This is a genomic window from Bacillus vallismortis (genome assembly GCF_040784915.1).
In the GTDB taxonomy this organism is placed as follows: Bacteria; Bacillota; Bacilli; order Bacillales; family Bacillaceae; genus Bacillus; species Bacillus subtilis_G.
In genome coordinates, this window is record NZ_CP160797.1 from 1,561,617 (window position 1) to 1,579,179 (window position 17,563).

Sequence of the window (17,563 nt, forward strand, 5' to 3'; positions counted from 1 at the left end):
TTTTTTTGATACATAGAGTTGAAAGGAGATACAACATGAAATTTTTGGTTGTCGGAGCAGGAGGAGTAGGCGGGTATATTGGCGGACGGCTTGCAGAGAAAGGCAATGATGTGACATTTCTCGTACGCCAAAAAAGAGCTGAGCAGCTTAAAGAAACCGGGCTTGTCATCCATAGTGAAAAAGGGGATATATCATTTCAGCCCGCATTAATCAGTGCTGGAGAAACAGGGCAGTTTGACGTCGTTATCATTGCTTCTAAAGCCTATTCACTTGAGCAAGTAATAGATGATGTCAAACCGTTTATCAATCGGGAATCTGTCATTATACCTTTTTTAAACGGGTACCGCCATTATGAGCAGCTGTTTACGGCACTTTCAAAAGAACAGGTGCTGGGCGGTTTGTGTTTTATAGAAAGTGCCTTAGACAACAAGGGGGAAATTCATCATACGAGCGCATCACATCGTTTTGTATTCGGAGAATGGAACGGTGAGCGTACGGAACGAATAACAGTGATTGAAGAGGCATTTTCAGGCGTGAAAGCAGACGTCATCATCAGCGGGCATATCGAGAAGGACATTTGGAAAAAGTATCTGTTTATTTCGGCGCAAGCAGGGATCACAACGTTATTTCAAAGACCGCTTGGCCCAATCCTCGAAACAGAAGGCGGACGTCACACGGCCCAAGCCCTTATTGGAGAAATTGGCGCTATTTTGCGAAAAGAGGGTGTTCCGGCTGATCCGGATCTTGAGGAAGAGAGCTTCCGAACGATGACAAGCATGTCTTACCATATGAAATCCTCTATGCTTCGGGATATGGAAAACGGACAAACGACTGAAGGTAACCACCTGCATGGCTTTTTACTTGAAAAAGCAAAGCGTTTATCTCTTGCAGCACCCATATTAGAAACGGTGTATGCCAATCTGCAAATGTATGAAGCAGAAAAATAAAAAGGAGGCGAAAAGCCTCCTTTTGTTTATTTAAAAAGCCCAATTCCCATTTCTGAAGATAGGCTCTCTTTTTCCGTCTGCCGTAATGCCGTCAATATTCATATCCGGAGAACCAATCATAAAGTCCACGTGTGTAATGCTTTCATTTAAGCCCTCTTTGACAAGTTCCTCACGAGACATCTGCTTTCCGCCTTCAATGTTAAAGGCGTAGGCGCTGCCGATCGCCAAATGGTTTGACGCGTTTTCATCAAACAATGTGTTATAGAAAAGAATATTTGATTGTGATATAGGCGAATCGTAAGGAACAAGTGCCACTTCACCTAAATAGTGAGAACCCTCATCTGTTTCCACTAGTTCTTTTAAAATGTCCTCTCCTTTTTCGGCTTTAATGTCGACTATACGGCCATTTTCAAATGTGAGGGTGAAGTTTTCAATAATATTTCCGCCGTAGCTTAGCGGTTTTGTGCTCGATACGACTCCGTCGACCCCATCTTTTTGCGGCAGCGTGAATACTTCTTCTGTCGGCATATTGGCCATAAACTCATGGCCGCTTTCACTCACGCTTCCCGCACCAGCCCAAACATGCTTTCTAGGCAGCTTAATGGTTAAATCAGTTCCTTCTGCTAGATAGTGTAAAGCAGTGTAATGTCTCTCGTTCAAATGGTCAACTTTTTCATGAAGATTTTGATCATGCTTGAACCACGCTTGAACCGGATTGTCTTCGTTTACGCGCGTTGCTTTAAAAATTTCTTCCCACAGAAGCTGAGTCGCTTCCTCTTCTGATTGGCCAGGAAAGACTTTTTGGGCCCAGCCCGCTGATGCCGCACCTACGACAGTCCAGCTGACTTTGTCCGATTGAATATATTGTCTGTATGTATGTAATGCCTTGCCTGCTGCTTTTTGGAATGCAGCGATCCGTTTGGAATCTGCACCTTTTAGTAAGTCTGGGTTTGACGACACAACAGAGATGAAAGCGGCTCCTTTTTTAGCAAGCTCTTCTCTGCCTTTTGCTTCCCATTCAGGGTATTCTTCAAATGCTTCAAAAGGTGCGAGTTCATATTTTAATTTGGCGACTTCGTCATCCTGCCAATTCACCGTGACATTTTTGGCACCTTTTTCATATGCATGTTTCACAATTAAGCGGACAAAATCCCGTACGTCTGTTGAAGCATTTACGACTACATACTGGCCTTTTTGGACGTTTACGCCGACCTCTACCGCAAGCTGCGCATATGTATTTAATTTCTGTGAAAATGAATCCATGAATCATTCCTCCTCGAGCTTTTTTCTCATCATATCAAATATGATCCTATAAAGGAAAGAAAGGAGGCTAAAGTGAAAAACCCAAAACAACATGTCTTGGGTCTTTCGATATTACGGATGATTCAGTTTTACAGTGCCGCCTTCAGGCGAATGGGGCATGTTAGCCAAAGAAATGCTCATGCCTCCAAGAATGATTCCGCTTAAAATGGCTGCGATCGCTACTCTTCTTCCTAAATCTCTTAGCATCTGTTTCCTCCTTAAAGTTTCTCCATTTCCCACAATATGAAGGGAGTGAGGAAAAAAGAAGCAAGAAATTTGCTGCGTGTGAGATTTTTTGAAGGAAAAGACTATTTAATCGCCTTTTGAAGCTTATCGATCACTTCTAAAGAACGGCCTGTGCCGATTGCCACAGATTCAAGCGGATTTTGCGCCACGTGTACAGGCACTACAATCTCTTCTGTGAGCCATTCTTTAATCCCGTTAAGAAGCGCGCCGCCGCCTGTTAAAATAACGCCGCGGTCAACAATATCTCCGCTCAATTCAGGCGGGCAGTCCTCAAGTGTAGCTCTGATGGCTTCAAGAATATGGAGGAGAGATTCACGCATTGCGTCTTGAATTTCATTAGATTGAAGCATAATGGTTTTTGGAAGGCCTGTTACGAGGTCGCGTCCCCGAATTTCCATTGCTTCCGGCACATGCTCAATCAGTGCATGTCCAATTTCCATTTTTACCTGCTCAGCTGTCCGTTCGCCAATCAGCAAATTGTATTTTTTCCGGACGAAGGAAACGATATCTTCATCAAGCTGGTCTCCGCCGATTCTGATAGAGTGGCAGGAAACAACACCGCCGAAGGAGATGATGGCGACTTCTGTTGTTCCTCCGCCGATATCTACCACCACATTGGCAACCGGCTCATCGACAGGTAAATCCGCTCCGATGGCGGCCGCTACTGGCTCTTCAATTAAATGGACGTTTTTCGCGCCGCAATTTTTCACCGCATCACTGATGGCGCGGCGTTCTACTGCTGTTGAGCCTGACGGTGTGCAAACGACTACGTTCGGTTTTCTGAACGACATGCCGATGCTTTTTCCGGCTTTTTTCATAATGTGCTTTAGCAAATCGGTTGTCATATCATAGTCTGCGATAACGCCATCTTTCATTGGTCTGACAGCGACAATTTTTCCCGGCGTTTTGCCGATCATGTTTTTCGCGTCAGCCCCGATTGCAAGCACTGCTTTAGTCGTTGTATCCACTGCGACAACAGATGGTTCATTTAAAATAATCCCTTTATTTTTGCTGTAAACAAGTATATTAGCTGTTCCTAAGTCAATCCCGATTTCAGTTGATTGAAACATGTTATTCACCCAATCTCTATCCTGATTTTATATGATTCTACATTTAAAGTTTCTAAGAAATGAAGCGATTTTTGGGGGTGTTCGTCGGGAAAGAAATGTTTTTGTAAAAAATCACGGAACTGTGTAACAGAAGTAATACATTTTTCGGTTTTATGGTAAAAATATCTTGTGATTCTTATAGAAAGCGGGAAACTTTTTCTTAGTTTCATACGTCTACGATATATTGAGGTGCATCCTTAAACATTACATGAGAAAAGAAACATTTAAAGGAAGAAGGGTTTTTTATGAAATCAATAGGTGTTGTGAGAAAAGTAGATGAATTAGGGCGCATTGTCATGCCGATAGAATTAAGACGAGCACTGGATATTGCTATAAAAGACAGCATTGAGTTTTTTGTTGACGGAGATAAAATTATCTTGAAAAAGTATAAACCTCATGGCGTTTGTTTAATGACCGGAGAAATCACTTCAGAAAATACTGAATACGGCAACGGTAAAATTACGTTAAGCCCTGAGGGTGCACAGCTGCTTCTCGAAGAAATTCAAGCCGCTCTAAAAGAATAATATGATGTTGAAAAAGGCGGAGAGATACAATCTCCGCCTTTTTTGCCTCAGGTGATGAATGATTTGGGATACTTTACATATTTTACTCAATTATTTGTCGAAGAATGGTACAATAAATAGAGAAACACAAGCGGCAGGTGGTCATATGAGAAAATATCAAGCACGTATCATTTCCATCATCTTGGCAATGATTTTTATTATGTTTTGGGATTATTTATTTTATTTTATAGGCAAAAACCCGATTAATTGGCCTGTTGATATTGTGTATACTGCAGTCACGTTAGCAAGTGTCTGGATGCTGGCTTATTATATTGATGAGAAACAGCAGCTGGTTAAGACAATGAAGGATAATGAATGGAAGTATAAACAGCTTTCTGAGGAAAAAAACCGCATCATGGATAATTTGCAGGAAATCGTATTTCAAACGAATGCAAAAGGCGAAATTACATATTTAAATCAAGCGTGGGCATCCATAACCGGCTTTTCAATCAATGAATGTATGGGAACGATGTATAATGATTACTTCATAAAAGAAAAACACGTAGCCGACCACATCAACACCCAAATCCAAAACCAAGCGTCATCTGGTATGTTTACTGCAAAATACGTGACAAAGAACGGCACGATTTTTTGGGGAGAAGTTCATTATAAACTTTATTACGATCGGGATGACCAATTTACAGGCAGCTTGGGAACAATGTCAGATATCACTGAGCGGAAAGAGGCTGAAGATGAGCTCATTGAGATTAATGAACGGTTGGCGAGAGAATCACAGAAACTGTCAATCACAAGTGAACTTGCCGCCGGTATTGCACATGAAGTCAGAAACCCTTTAACCTCTGTCAGCGGTTTCCTTCAGATTATGAAAACACAATATCCCGACAGAAAGGGCTATTTTGACATCATCTTTTCAGAGATTAAAAGAATCGATTTGGTGCTCGGCGAGCTGTTGCTGCTTGCAAAACCGCAGGCGGTCACATTTAAAATGCATCAACTCAATGAGATCCTGACACAAGTCACGACATTGCTTGATACCAATGCTATTCTGTCCAATATCGTCATAGAAAAAAATTTCGAAGAGACAGATAGCTGTATCATTAACGGGGATGAGAATCAGCTGAAGCAGGTCTTTATCAATATCATTAAAAATGGGATTGAGGCAATGCCAAAAGGCGGTATCGTTACCATTTCGACTGCTAAGACAGCCTCTCACGCCGTGATAAGCGTCAAAGATGAAGGAAATGGCATGCCGCAGGAAAAGCTTAAGCAGATTGGCAAACCTTTTTATTCAACAAAGGAAAAGGGCACCGGACTCGGACTTGCCATTTGTTTAAGAATCCTGAAGGAACATGACGGAGAATTGAAAATCGAAAGTGAAGCTGGAAAAGGCAGTGTCTTTCAAGTTGTTTTGCCTTTCAAATCAGACAGCTGAGAGGGGGAAAATAAGATGAACTCGCTTCTCTTTGTATACGGGACATTGAGAAAACATGAAAAGAATCATCATCTGCTTGCACAATCGGCATGTATCAATGAGCAGGCCAGAACGAAGGGATGTCTGTTTGCTGCAAATGAGGGACCCGCAGCTGTTTTTGAAGATGAAGGTTATATATGCGGCGAGTTATATGAAGCAGATGAATGGTGTATACATAAGCTCGATCAATTTTATCAAGGCTATGAAAAACAAACAGCGCTTGTAGAAACGGATGCCGGAATCAAAAAAGCGCTTGTTTATTTTATGAACAATGACGTGTGTGCCGGCTTTCCGAAAATAAGCAGCGGTGACTGGAAAGCACATCAGATGATCAGCAAATCGCAAAATCCTGTTTATTATTTTGCCTATGGGTCCTGCATGGACAATGCCCGCTTTCAAAAGGCGGGAGTCGATCACTATTTTCAAGATCCAGTGGGAGGAGCTGTTTTAAAAGGGTACACAACCCGCTTCACTCTAAAAAGGGAAGACGGCTCAAGAGCGGATATGATGGAAGACGGAGGAACAACAGAAGGCGTTTTATATCGCATTCCTTTTTCCGCTCTCACCTATCTATATAAAAGGGAGGGCGTTGCATCTCTTACGTATCGGCCTGCATTTGTAGACGTTGAAGCAGGCGGAAGGCGCTACACAGATTGCTTAACCTTTCTCGTCCTCCAAAAAGAAGCGGAAACCGCTCCGCCTCAGCACTATCAGATGGAAATTGAACGGGGAGCGGAGATGTATTTATCACCGGGGTTTGCTGAAAAGCTCAAGCGGCATATGAATTCGCTGCCAAAAGAATAACGAAATTAACACTGTTACAAAAGAATATGATAAAATTTGTTCAATATGATGTTAGGTAAAGGAGCACCACTATGAAAAAAGAATTTGCGGTAATTGGACTGGGCCGTTTTGGTGGCAGTATTTGCAAAGCATTAAGCGAGGAAGGCGTCGAGGTTATGGCGATGGATATCGATGAGGATAAAGTCAACGAGTATGCCAAGATCGCATCTCACGCCGTTATCGGTGATTCAACAGACGAATCTGTCCTGAAAAACTTAGGTCTGCGAAATTTTGACCATGTTATTGTAGCAATCGGTGAAAATATCCAGGCGAGTATTTTAACGACTCTCATTCTGAAAGAACTGGGCGTTCATACCATTACAGTGAAGGCACAGAACGATTATCACGAAAAAGTGCTTTCTAAAATCGGTGCGGACCACATCGTCCACCCGGAACGCGATATGGCAAAACGAATTGCGCATAACATCGTGTCCAACAACGTACTTGATTATTTGGAACTGTCTGAAGAGCATAGTCTAGTTGAAATCGTAGCCAACAGCCGCCTGGCCGGAAATACGCTTCTTGATTTAGATATCCGTGCGAAATACGGGATTAACATTGTAGCCATTAAAAGAGGCAAGGAAGTCATCGTGTCGCCGCTTGCGACCGAAGTCATCCATCGAGAAGATATCCTCATCGTTATTGGTTCTGTTACAGACATTTCCCGTTTTGAAAAAAGAGTTCTTTATACAAAATAGCAGTAAGACAAACCGTCCCCAAAGGGCGGTTTTTCATATTATCAGAATATAACAACTTTAATGAAGTGAGCGGCAATTTCTTAAAATTTTATTGACTAAGCACAGGCGTTCCGATAGCATGTTGTACCATATAATAAAAAAGAGGAGGGGCCTATTTGAATAAAGAAGTGCTGGTGAATAGGCTGAATGCTTCAGCCCGAAGACAAAAAGCTGATATCGTCATTAAGAACGGAAAAATCATGGACGTATTTAATCAAGAGTGGATTTATGAAGATATTGCGATTACGGACGGAGTCATTGTAGGCCTCGGCGAGTATGAAGGCGAAAATAACATTGATGCAGAGGGACAAATGATTGTTCCGGGTTTTATTGATGGACATGTACATATTGAGTCATCAATGGTTACACCGATTGAGTTCGCTAAAGCGGTATTGCCGCATGGTGTGACGACAGTTGTTACCGATCCGCATGAGATCGCGAATGTGTCTGGTGAAAAAGGGATTGCATTTATGATTGAACAGGCTCGGCAAACACCGCTGAATATTCATTTTATGCTTCCCTCCAGTGTGCCTGCCGCAAGCTTTGAGCGATCAGGCGCAGTTCTTAAAGCTGCCGATTTAAAGCCTTTTTACGAAGAGAAAGAAGTCTTAGGGCTAGCTGAAGTCATGGACTATGTATCAGTTCAGCAGGCTGAAGAAGATATGGTTCAGAAACTGCTCGATGCCCGTATTGCAGGAAAGCGGGTTGACGGTCATTTAGCGGGTTTAACGACAGACCTCATTAACATTTATAGAACAGCATTTGTCTTAAATGATCATGAAGTAACGACGAAGGAAGAAGCGCTTGATCGTATTAGAAGAGGAATGTATGTCATGATGCGTGAGGGATCAGTCGCAAAAAACACTCTCAATGTGCTCCCGGCGGTGAATGAAAAGAATGCACGCCGTTTCTTCTTCTGTACGGATGATAAGCATGTGGATGATTTATTGTCAGAGGGAAGTGTGAATCATCAGGTGAAAATGGCGATTCAAGCCGGACTTGACCCGTTTTTAGCCTATCAATTAGGGAGCCTCAATGCAGCTGAATGCTACGGATTAGATACAAAGGGAGCGATTGCTCCGGGTTTTGATGCTGATTTGCTTTTTGTTTCTGATCTGGGAAACGTCACTGTCACAAAGACAATGGTACATGGGCAGACTGTTGCTGAAGGAGGCGAAGCAGTCTATCACGATAGCGCTTCAGCTCCCGCACCAGAACCGGCACTGCTTGATTCTGTTAAGCTTGCTGCTCCTCTTAACAAACAGAATTTAAATATGCCAATCGATTCAAAGCGGCAAATCCATGTGATTCAAATCATTCCTAATCAGCTTGAAACACGGTTGGTGCGTGTGCCGTCTCCTGATGCCCATGTTTTTGAGCCTGACACTGAGCTCGATTTGTTAAAGATTGCAGTTGTTGAGCGGCATAAAGGGTTAAAAGAAACCGGTCTTGGTGTTGTGAAAGGATTTGGATTCAAGAGCGGAGCGATTGCCACAAGCATTTCGCACGATTCCCATAATATTATTGCCGTTGGGACAAATGATGCCGATATTGCGGCTGCAGTTAATAAGCTGCAGGAAATTGGCGGAGGATTAACGATTATAAAAAATGGAGAAGAGCTTCATTCAGTACCGCTGCCGATTGCGGGGTTACTATCAGACCAATCTGCGGAGCAGGTGAATCAAAGCTTGCTGACGCTGCATGATCAATTGTCGTCAGTCGGTTTCACAGGCGAGTTTAATCCATTTTTGACGCTGTCGTTTTTAGCTTTGCCTGTCATTCCTGACATTAAAATGACAACAACAGGATTATTTGATGTAAAGTCATTTCAGCACATAACACTGCAATAAAAAAGATGCACTCACTTTGGAGTGCATCTTTTTTTAAACCTCCATAATGATCGGAAGGATCATCGGACGGCGTTTCGTTTTTTCGTATAAGAACGGCGCAAGCGTATCTGTAATCTCGTTTTTGATTTCAGACCATTGAGTCGTTTTTCGTTCCATCACTTTTTGTAAGTGGTTTGAAATGAGCTCTTGAGCGTCATTGATCAAGTCGCCAGATTCTCTCATGTAAACAAACCCTCTGGAAATCAAATCAGGTCCCGCTGAAACCTTAAAGTCCTCCATGTCAATGCTGACAACCACAATGACAAGCCCTTCCTCAGAAAGAATTCTGCGGTCACGAAGTACGATATTGCCAATATCACCGATACCGCTTCCGTCAATGTATACTGAACCGGACGGGATTTTACCGGCAACTGAAGCTTCATCGCCCTTAAGCGCCAAAACCTCACCATTATCCATGATAAAGCAATTTTCTTCAGGGATGCCGCAATCAGTTGCAAGCTTGACATGCATTTTTTGCATTCTGTACTCACCGTGAATCGGCATGAAGAATTTAGGCTTGATTAAACGAAGCATCAGCTTCTGTTCTTCCTGCCCGCCGTGACCGGATGTATGGATATCATTAAGAGGCCCGTGAATAACCTCAGCCCCAGCACGGTACAGCTGATTGATTGTACGGCTCACGCTGATTGTGTTTCCTGGGATAGGGGATGAAGAAAATACGACTGTATCCCCAGGAATAATCGAAATCTGGCGGTGTGTGCCGTTTGCAATTCTTGATAAAGCTGCCATCGGTTCCCCTTGGCTTCCGGTACATAATATCGTTACTTTATTGGCAGGTAAACGATTGATTTCGTTATGCTCAATAAATGTATTTTTAGGACAGCTAATATAACCGAGCGTTTGTCCGATTTCGATAGCTGATTCCATACTGCGTCCAAATACGGCAACTTTTCTCCCATTTAATACAGCAGCCTCAATCACCTGCTGCAAGCGGTGAATATTCGACGCAAATGTAGCGAAAATAACTCGGCCGTCCACCTTGCGGAAAATGTCATGAATGCTTTCTCCGACACGGCGCTCAGACATGGTGAACTCCGGGTTTTCACTGTTTGTGCTGTCTGATAGGAGACACAGAACGCCTTCTTTGCCGATTTCGGCCATTTTCGTTAAGTTTGCCGGCTCACCGACTGGAGTAAAATCGAATTTAAAATCTCCAGTATGTACAATGTTTCCGGGCGGCGTTTTTACAACTATACCGTAGGAATCCGGAATACTATGTGTTGTTCTGAAGAATGACACAGCCGTTTTACGGAATTTTACGATATCATCCTCACCGATAATGTTCAGTTTCGTCTGTCGTAATAATCCATGCTCTTCAAGTTTATTCCGAAGTAAGCCGATCGCGAGTTTACCGCCGTAAACAGGAATATTCACTTGTCTGAGCAGGTACGGAATACCGCCGATATGGTCTTCATGGCCGTGGGTGATAAAAAGCCCTTTAATTTTATCTTCATTTTTGACTAAATACGTGTAATCAGGGATAACGTAGTCAATGCCGAGCAGTTCGTCCTCGGGAAACTTGATCCCCGCATCAATTAGCACAATCTCATCCTGAAATTGTACTGCGTACGTATTTTTACCGATTTCGCCCAATCCTCCGAGGGCGAAAACAGCAGTCTGATCATTTTTTACAAATTTCATACCGCTCATAACTCCAATACTTTAAAATTTTCGCTTTGTTGTTCATATTCTAAAAATGCACCATTCACAGGTGTAATAAACTCAATATTAAATTTCTTCTCTTTCAGCTTTGTTCTGACGTCACGCTCAGATACGCCTTCAATATAAAGTGAATCTGTCTTTTCCCGAACAGGTACTTCGTCAGCCTTTTCTTGATAAAATACCTTATAAATCATCCAAATCTCTCCTTAAATGCCGTATGTTAGACTCGCTTATTCTATTATATTCGAAAACGGAATATAAGGAAAGCCTTGAGAAAAATAAGGCCCCCTCGAAAAGCGAAAGATCCCTTGTCAGGCAATTGCTTTCTTGCGGAGCATTCCGTTCCATTGTCTTCTGAGTTTCTTTCTTAATTTGCGCAGCATTTGTTAGTTCCTCCTTTCATCATAACTTGTCCAGAGTTCTTTTATACAAATAGTATACGGAGATTATGGAAGACTTCTCGTGGTTATTAATGGAATTTAATATGAGTTTTGAACGAAATAGTTTGCTGAATGGCAATCTTTTTGTATGATGAGGGTGGGAATTGCAGATCAAGACGATAAAGGGGAAGTTATAATGGATTCAAAATTAATTTTTTTTGATATTGACGGTACGATATATGATCATGACAAAAATATACCGGAAAGTACGAGGGAAACGGTGGCGGAGCTGCAGCGCCAAGGGCATCATGTGTTTATTGCCAGCGGGCGGTCTCCGTTTTTAGTTAAGCCGATTTTAGAGGAGCTGGGCATACACTCGTTTATTTCCTATAATGGGCAGTATGTTGTCTTTGAAAATCAAGTGATTTATAAAAATCCACTGCCTGAAGAGGCAATCAGCCGATTATTAAAGCGGGCGGGAAAGGACAAACATCCTGTCGTGTTTATGGCTGAGGACACGATGAAAGCGACTGTTGCGGATCATCCTCATGTAATGGAGGGAATCGGAAGTCTTAAAACCGATTATCCAGAAACCGATGAGCTTTTCTATGAAGGAAAAGAAATTTTTCAGCTTCTTTTATTTTGCCAGGATGAAGAAGAACAGGTTTATGTCGCTTTTCCTGAATTTGATCTAGTGCGCTGGCATGAGCTTTCGACTGATGTTCTTCCGCATGGAGGTTCGAAGGCGGAAGGGATTAAAAAAGTCATCGAGCGTCTTCCTTTTGCTATCAGCGATACATATGCTTTCGGCGACGGATTAAACGATCTGCAAATGATTGAGTATGTCGGGACAGGCGTAGCTATGGGAAATGCTGTACCTGAATTGAAAGAAATCGCGGATTTTGTAACAAAGCCGGTAGACGAGGATGGAATTGCGTACGCTGTCAAAGAATTGGGCCTTTTAAAATAAAGAAACGGCTGGCACTGTGCCAGCCGTTTTTATTTTTAGCGTTCAATCGCGATTGCATTTTCAGGTTCTTTGAAAGGATTTTCTTTATCAATATAATCATAGAACATCACGCCGTTCAAATGATCGATCTCATGCTGAAACACAATAGCCGGAAATCCTTTTAAACGAATATCAATGTTTTCGCCTTCAAGGGTTGTTCCTTTTACTCTGATGCGAGCATGGCGGGGAACATAGCCTGGAATCGCTTCATCAACAGACAGGCAGCCCTCGCCGCTAGTTAAGTAGCTTTTTTCGACAGAATGGCTGACGATCCTTGGATTAAATAAAGCATAGCTGTATAACGTTCCGGAAGCATCTTCCGCATGAACTGCGATCATGCGTTTTTTAATATTAATTTGAGGAGCTGCGAGACCTACGCCTGGACGCAGCTTGTATTTTTCGGCTAATTCGGGATTTTGGCTGTTCTTAACAAATTCGATCATGTCGGCCAGCTGCTGTTTTTCTGTATCACCCGGAGGCAGCTCGACAGGTTCGGCTGTCTCTCTTAGGGCTGGATGGCCGTCACGTACGATGTTTTCCATAGTAATCAAGAAACTTCACTCCTAAAGCTTAATATGTAAATTATATCGGATTTCTTCACAAAGGTGCAATGAAACAAATGACCAGCCATCTCGGCTGGTCAAGTTCATGCTGTGTAATTAGCAACAGCCTCCGCCTAAATAAGCAGCTCCGACAATGATTAACAGAATGAATAAAACAACGATTAACGCAAATGTGCGGCCATATCCTGCTCCGCCATATCCGTAACCACCATAACCGCAGCAGCCTCCGCCGTAACCATATCCATACATATTACAAAACCTCCTCTTTAAATTACGCCAGAGCCTTTATTAGTAGGCATAGCGTCTACTATAACCTATGTAAAAACAAAAAAGTTGTATGGTCATATGCCTTGTTTTCTCAAGTTTTTGGTCGGTTATCTTCGACAATTTACTGACAGACACATCAGGTGACCCTAAGAAAGTAATTTCAGCTTGGCTATTGTCAAATGGCGATTAGGCATCTATAGTCGAAAATGTCAAAATTGTGGAATTTCTATATGGGAAATTTTCTGAAACCATGTTTTTGGGCATGGGAGCAATTGGGGCAGCAAGTATACTGCTTGCAGGTTGTGGAGGAAAGCAGCCGGTTGAATTACTTCATGATTCAATGGAAAAACTGTATAAGTGGAAAAGCCGATTCAAAAAGAACAAAAACTGGTAATGAAAAATGAAAAATGGAAAATATAGAGCGCAAGTTTTGCGACAGTTTGCTTAATTTTAATATAGATTATTACTCGAAAATTGTCTCAATACCCAATCAGGCATTAAATAATGCAAACCAGCGCAAGAAACATTTGGAAGCAGAAAAAGACAGTATTACTGATTGTAAAATAGAATTTGAATGAGCAAAAAAATCAACTGAAGATATTAAGGATAAGAAAGTGAGAGAAAAAGCAAATCGTGTAATCGCTTTCGAGGAAAGAGATATGCTGTATCGACACAATGTGCCATAAATAGAATAAGGCTTTTTCGTGTGACAAAGATTTATACAAGCAGATAATGCGACATTCGTTCAGCTTGCAGAGCAAATTGAAAAAATAAATTCAGTTTATGAAAAAGTGCATAAACAAATGGATGAATTTAATACTTATGCTGAGGATTACAACAAAGAAAAAGAAAAACTGTTTACTAGGTAATATGGAGTAAAGTATATTAAGCATATGAGTTGATATTAAATGAGCTAAGCCGTCCGTAAAAAGACAGTTTAACCAGGATATAAATGTATTTGATATTGACAATGTGAAATTAATACTCTAAAATTTATTTAGAGATAAATTCACATAAAACCAATCGTTGTTTCGGCACGTTGGTAGGATTCATTATGTCTTATTATGATGCAATAGGAACATATTTGCAGAATAAATTAACTGAATATTCTTAATTTTATATGAGTGAGAACCCTATAGAATGCGATGACTTGCACCATTTGAAGTTAGCCCGCTAATTCAAATCAAATATGAACTTAAACCTTTTATTAAATAAAAGGTTTTTTGCTGTTTTCAAAGATGTTGTGTTTAAATCAAGAGAAGAAATTTGGGGAGATAAAATAACATGCAAAAGTCCAACATTTTGATGTTTTCAGGGCAAGGTTCTCAATACTGGGGAATGGGCAAAAAGCTTTTTAACAAGGACACAGTTTTTCGAGAAACAATGCACCGACTTGATGCCATTGCTATCGAGCTGAAAGGATATTCAATCATCGAGTATATATATGATGAAAAACGAAAAAATTCTAATTTCAGCAATATACTATATTCTCACCCGGCAATTTATATGACGGGGTACGCTGCTGCACAAACACTGATACAAAAAGGTATCGAGCCTGACGGAGTTATCGGAATGAGTTTAGGTGAATTTGCAGCAGGAGCAGTAGCAGAAATACTGTCGCCGGAAGAAACGATGGAGTGTGTTTTAAAGCAGGCCGAAATTTTAGAAAACTACAGTCAGCAAGGCGGAATGATGGCTGTGCTGGGTAAGCCTTTGTTATATGATACTGAGCCTTTTTTACGACAGAATACCAATTTAGTTTCGGTGAATGGCCGTAATCATTTCGTTATTTCCGGTGAAATAAAAGCATTAGATCAGGCATCCTCTCTAATGCAGAAAAAAGGAATTGCAAGTCAAAAATTGCCTGTTTATTTTGGTTTTCATTCCGAATTAATCGATGGTGCTGCACAAAAGTTTAAAGAATATATGAAACATAAAGTTTTTAAGAAACCAAATATCACTTTCATCTCTTCGGTGTACGGTAAAGAACTGAAATATATTCCTGAAAACTACCATTGGGATGCAATAAGAGAGCCCATTCGATTTCTGGATGCAGTTGATTTTAATGAAAAAAGAAACCCAGCATTCTATATCGATACAAGTCCCTCCGGCAGTCTTGCGGGGATTGCCGAAGAGAGTGCTGCAGATTATTCAAAATCGTCGTTTCATACAGTGTTGAGTCCGTTTGGAAATGAGATCAACCGCATGGAACAGATAACCAAACGTATTGAAGAACAAAGGCAGAAATATGGGACAGGGGGAGAAAAACAAATGCTGGCTTACGTTTTTCCTGGGCAGGGTGCACAATTTAAAGGAATGGGTGGAGACATATTTAATGAGTTCAGTGATCTGGTTCATAGAGCAGATGCTATTTTAGGGTATTCCATAAAGGATTTATGCCTATCAGACATAGACAACAAATTAACTGATACAAAATATACACAACCTGCGATTTATACAGTGAGCGCACTTCAATATTTAAAGCTCAAAAAAGAGGGGAAAGCATCCCCGGATTTTACAGCAGGACACAGTCTCGGCGAATATACAGCTTTATTTGCAGCGGGTGTCTTTGACTTTGAAACAGGGCTCAAATTAGTTGCAAAAAGAGGAGAATTAATGAGTGCGTCTTCACAAGGCGGAATGGCGGCTGTCATTGGACTCAATGAAAATAAAATAAGAGAGGTGCTTAAACAGTTTGATTTTGATCAAATAGATATTGCTAATTACAATACGTCGTCTCAAATTGTGATAGCAGGGGAAGTCGAGGACATAAAGCGGGCAGCCGTATATTTTGAACAAGCGGGGGCAACGGCATATGTTGTTCTGAAAGTCGGGGGAGCTTTTCATTCTCGTTTTATGGAGGATGCGAAAAAGCATTTTGCCAAATTTATCGAACCCTTTCAATTTTCGAAATTAAACATTCCGGTCATATCAAACTATTTAGCTAGACCTTATAAGCAAGAAGACATTAAACATAACTTGATTGAACAAATAACACATTCAGTAAAATGGACTGAAAGTATCAGATACCTAATGGGACAGGGGGTAACTGCTTTTGAAGAGGTCGGACCGGGCAACATCCTGACGAAGTTGACACAAACCATTCAAAAAAATGAGCTGCCGCTTATCATCAACGCACCTGAGGTCATTGACTCTATTCCTGAAGATGATGATATAAATTCTGGAATAGAGCTGACGGCAGAAACCAACCCAGGGAAAGAATCTACTGGGGAAAATTCTCCAAAATCTCAACTGGGAGATCAATCTTTCAAAAATGATTATAATTTGAAATATGCATATTTGGCAGGGGGCATGCATAGAGGAATTTCTTCAGCTGAAATGATCATCCATCTTGGTGAAAAAGGAATGATGGGTTTTTTCGGAACTGCAGGCTTAGAAATTGAGGATATTGAGCAAGCGATTATTTCGATTAAGAATGGACTCGAAAAAAGTCAGTTTTATGGAATGAATATTCAATCGGAACCAGATAATCTAGATAAAGAAAAACAGCTGATTGATTTATATGTAAAACATGATGTAAGGGTGATAGAAGCGTCTTCGTACCTTTCCGTTAATGAGGCATTAATTTATTACAAAGCGCAACAGTTGAAGGAAGACAAAGACGGTCATGTCATGCCTTATAATCGAATCATTGCAAAAGTGTCCCGACCGGAAGTTGCAGCGGCGTTTCTGAGTCCAGCTCCTGCAAACATAGTCGAGAAAATGGCCGAACAGGGCATTTTAACTTCACAACAAGTAAAATGGCTAAGCCGAATTCCTGTAGCTGACGATATGATCATTGAAGCGGATTCCGGCAGTCATACTGATCAAGGAGCGTTATCAGTTATGCTTCCGTTTTTTATGAGGATGCGTGACGATATGATGAAAACGAATAACTATAAAAAGAGAATTAGAATTGGAGCTGCCGGAGGTATCGGAACTCCCGAAGCAGCAGCCTCTGCTTTTTTAATGGGAGCTGATTTTGTTATGACAGGGTCTATCAATCAATGTACAGCTGAGTCCGGCACAAGTGAATCTGTCAAAGAATTATTGAGTAAAATGGAAATACAGGATACTGCTTATGCACCTTCCGAAGCTATGTTTGAGTTCGGCGCAAAGGTCCAGGTAATGAAAAGGGGAATGTTGTTCCCTGTCAGAGCAAATAAATTGCAGCAATTGTATCAGCAATTTCAGTCTCTTGATGAGATAGATGATAAAACAAAGATCCAGTTAGAAAGTAAGTATTTTAAAAAAACTTTTGATGAAATCTATGAAGACATTAAAAGAACATATCCAAATCTAGTTGAAAAAGCGGACTGTAATCCAAAATTTAAGATGTTATTAATTTTTAAGTGGTATTTGCGAAAAGCCAGTTTGTTTGCATTGGAAGGGGACGAAAAAAGAAGGGTGGATTATCAGGTGCATTGCGGTCCGTCTCTGGGTGCTTTTAATCAGTGGGTGAAGGGAACAGAATTAGAAGCATGGAGAAACAGGCATGTTGGGGAAATCGGTGAAAAGATAATGATTGAAGCAGAAAACTTACTAAGGCATCGATTGAAAACGATATTTTAATAAAAGAGAGGGGTGCTGGAA

Annotated in this window: 17 protein-coding genes; 10 read left to right on the forward strand and 7 right to left on the reverse strand. The window is 41.2% G+C overall.

Annotated elements, in window-relative coordinates; genetic code table 11:
- Positions 1 to 35: 35 nt before the first annotated feature.
- Entirely contained in the window at positions 36 to 947 is a 912-nt protein-coding gene (locus ABZM97_RS07940) for a ketopantoate reductase family protein (RefSeq protein ID WP_087992216.1), read from the forward strand.
- A gap of 30 nt (positions 948 to 977) precedes the next feature.
- Here ABZM97_RS07940 and ABZM97_RS07945 read toward each other — a convergent pair whose 3' ends face one another.
- From ABZM97_RS07945 to mreBH, 3 genes are all read right to left on the reverse strand, one after another.
- The gene (locus ABZM97_RS07945; RefSeq protein WP_087992215.1) at positions 978 to 2,210 is read right to left on the reverse strand and encodes an aminopeptidase; all 1,233 of its coding nucleotides are present in this window, start codon (positions 2,208 to 2,210) and stop codon (positions 978 to 980) included.
- A gap of 111 nt (positions 2,211 to 2,321) precedes the next feature.
- Entirely contained in the window at positions 2,322 to 2,456 is a 135-nt protein-coding gene (locus ABZM97_RS07950) for a protein YkpC (protein ID WP_071576743.1), read from the reverse strand.
- 101 nt (positions 2,457 to 2,557) lie between these two features.
- Positions 2,558 to 3,565: a cell shape-determining protein MreBH gene (gene mreBH / locus ABZM97_RS07955; protein ID WP_087992213.1), complete on the reverse strand. Its 1,008-nt coding sequence runs from the start codon at positions 3,563 to 3,565 to the stop codon at positions 2,558 to 2,560.
- Positions 3,566 to 3,849: 284 nt separating this feature from the next.
- Here mreBH and abhA point away from each other — a divergent pair, with 284 nt between their 5' ends.
- The 5 genes from abhA (at position 3,850) to ade (ending at position 9,029) form a co-directional block, all read left to right on the forward strand.
- Positions 3,850 to 4,128, forward strand: a complete 279-nt coding sequence (gene abhA / locus ABZM97_RS07960) for a transcriptional regulator AbhA (protein WP_087992212.1) — start codon at positions 3,850 to 3,852, stop codon at positions 4,126 to 4,128.
- 145 nt (positions 4,129 to 4,273) lie between these two features.
- The gene (gene kinC, locus ABZM97_RS07965) at positions 4,274 to 5,560 is read left to right on the forward strand and encodes a two-component sensor histidine kinase KinC (RefSeq protein ID WP_253269053.1); all 1,287 of its coding nucleotides are present in this window, start codon (positions 4,274 to 4,276) and stop codon (positions 5,558 to 5,560) included.
- A gap of 15 nt (positions 5,561 to 5,575) precedes the next feature.
- Positions 5,576 to 6,403, forward strand: coding sequence for a gamma-glutamylcyclotransferase (locus ABZM97_RS07970; protein ID WP_253269054.1), 828 nt, complete (start codon positions 5,576 to 5,578; stop codon positions 6,401 to 6,403).
- A 71-nt stretch (positions 6,404 to 6,474) separates the two neighbouring features.
- The gene (gene ktrC, locus ABZM97_RS07975) at positions 6,475 to 7,140 is read left to right on the forward strand and encodes a Ktr system potassium transporter KtrC (RefSeq protein WP_087992209.1); all 666 of its coding nucleotides are present in this window, start codon (positions 6,475 to 6,477) and stop codon (positions 7,138 to 7,140) included.
- A gap of 155 nt (positions 7,141 to 7,295) precedes the next feature.
- Positions 7,296 to 9,029, forward strand: a complete 1,734-nt coding sequence (gene ade / locus ABZM97_RS07980; protein WP_087992208.1) for an adenine deaminase — start codon at positions 7,296 to 7,298, stop codon at positions 9,027 to 9,029.
- A gap of 33 nt (positions 9,030 to 9,062) precedes the next feature.
- Here the strand turns inward: ade and rnjA are convergent, their stop codons facing one another.
- The gene (gene rnjA, locus ABZM97_RS07985; protein WP_148963702.1) at positions 9,063 to 10,730 is read right to left on the reverse strand and encodes a ribonuclease J1; all 1,668 of its coding nucleotides are present in this window, start codon (positions 10,728 to 10,730) and stop codon (positions 9,063 to 9,065) included.
- 5 nt (positions 10,731 to 10,735) lie between these two features.
- Complete coding sequence (gene rnpZA, locus ABZM97_RS07990) at positions 10,736 to 10,945, reverse strand: RNA polymerase subunit omega 1 (protein WP_003238840.1); 210 nt, start codon at positions 10,943 to 10,945, stop codon at positions 10,736 to 10,738.
- A 382-nt stretch (positions 10,946 to 11,327) separates the two neighbouring features.
- On the opposite strand from rnpZA, the gene ABZM97_RS07995 reads away from it, so the two are divergent.
- Positions 11,328 to 12,101, forward strand: a complete 774-nt coding sequence (locus tag ABZM97_RS07995; protein WP_087992206.1) for a Cof-type HAD-IIB family hydrolase — start codon at positions 11,328 to 11,330, stop codon at positions 12,099 to 12,101.
- A 35-nt stretch (positions 12,102 to 12,136) separates the two neighbouring features.
- Here the strand turns inward: ABZM97_RS07995 and def are convergent, their stop codons facing one another.
- Together def and ABZM97_RS08005 are read right to left on the reverse strand one after the other, a co-directional pair.
- Positions 12,137 to 12,691, reverse strand: coding sequence for a peptide deformylase (def, locus tag ABZM97_RS08000; protein ID WP_202328627.1), 555 nt, complete (start codon positions 12,689 to 12,691; stop codon positions 12,137 to 12,139).
- Positions 12,692 to 12,799: 108 nt separating this feature from the next.
- Positions 12,800 to 12,952, reverse strand: coding sequence for a YjcZ family sporulation protein (locus ABZM97_RS08005; protein ID WP_087992204.1), 153 nt, complete (start codon positions 12,950 to 12,952; stop codon positions 12,800 to 12,802).
- Between the two features lie 425 nt (positions 12,953 to 13,377).
- Between ABZM97_RS08005 and ABZM97_RS08010 the strand changes: the two genes are divergently transcribed.
- The 3 genes from ABZM97_RS08010 to fabD all read left to right on the forward strand — a co-directional run bounded on the left by ABZM97_RS08010 (position 13,378) and on the right by fabD (position 17,542).
- Positions 13,378 to 13,548, forward strand: coding sequence for a YkyA family protein (locus ABZM97_RS08010; protein ID WP_242519920.1), 171 nt, complete (start codon positions 13,378 to 13,380; stop codon positions 13,546 to 13,548).
- A gap of 192 nt (positions 13,549 to 13,740) precedes the next feature.
- Positions 13,741 to 13,839: a hypothetical protein gene (locus tag ABZM97_RS08015; protein WP_250621903.1), complete on the forward strand. Its 99-nt coding sequence runs from the start codon at positions 13,741 to 13,743 to the stop codon at positions 13,837 to 13,839.
- Positions 13,840 to 14,254: 415 nt separating this feature from the next.
- On the forward strand, positions 14,255 to 17,542 hold the full coding sequence (fabD, locus tag ABZM97_RS08020) for an ACP S-malonyltransferase (RefSeq protein ID WP_367387373.1): 3,288 nt from the start codon (positions 14,255 to 14,257) through the stop codon (positions 17,540 to 17,542).
- The last annotated feature ends 21 nt before the right edge of the window (positions 17,543 to 17,563 follow it).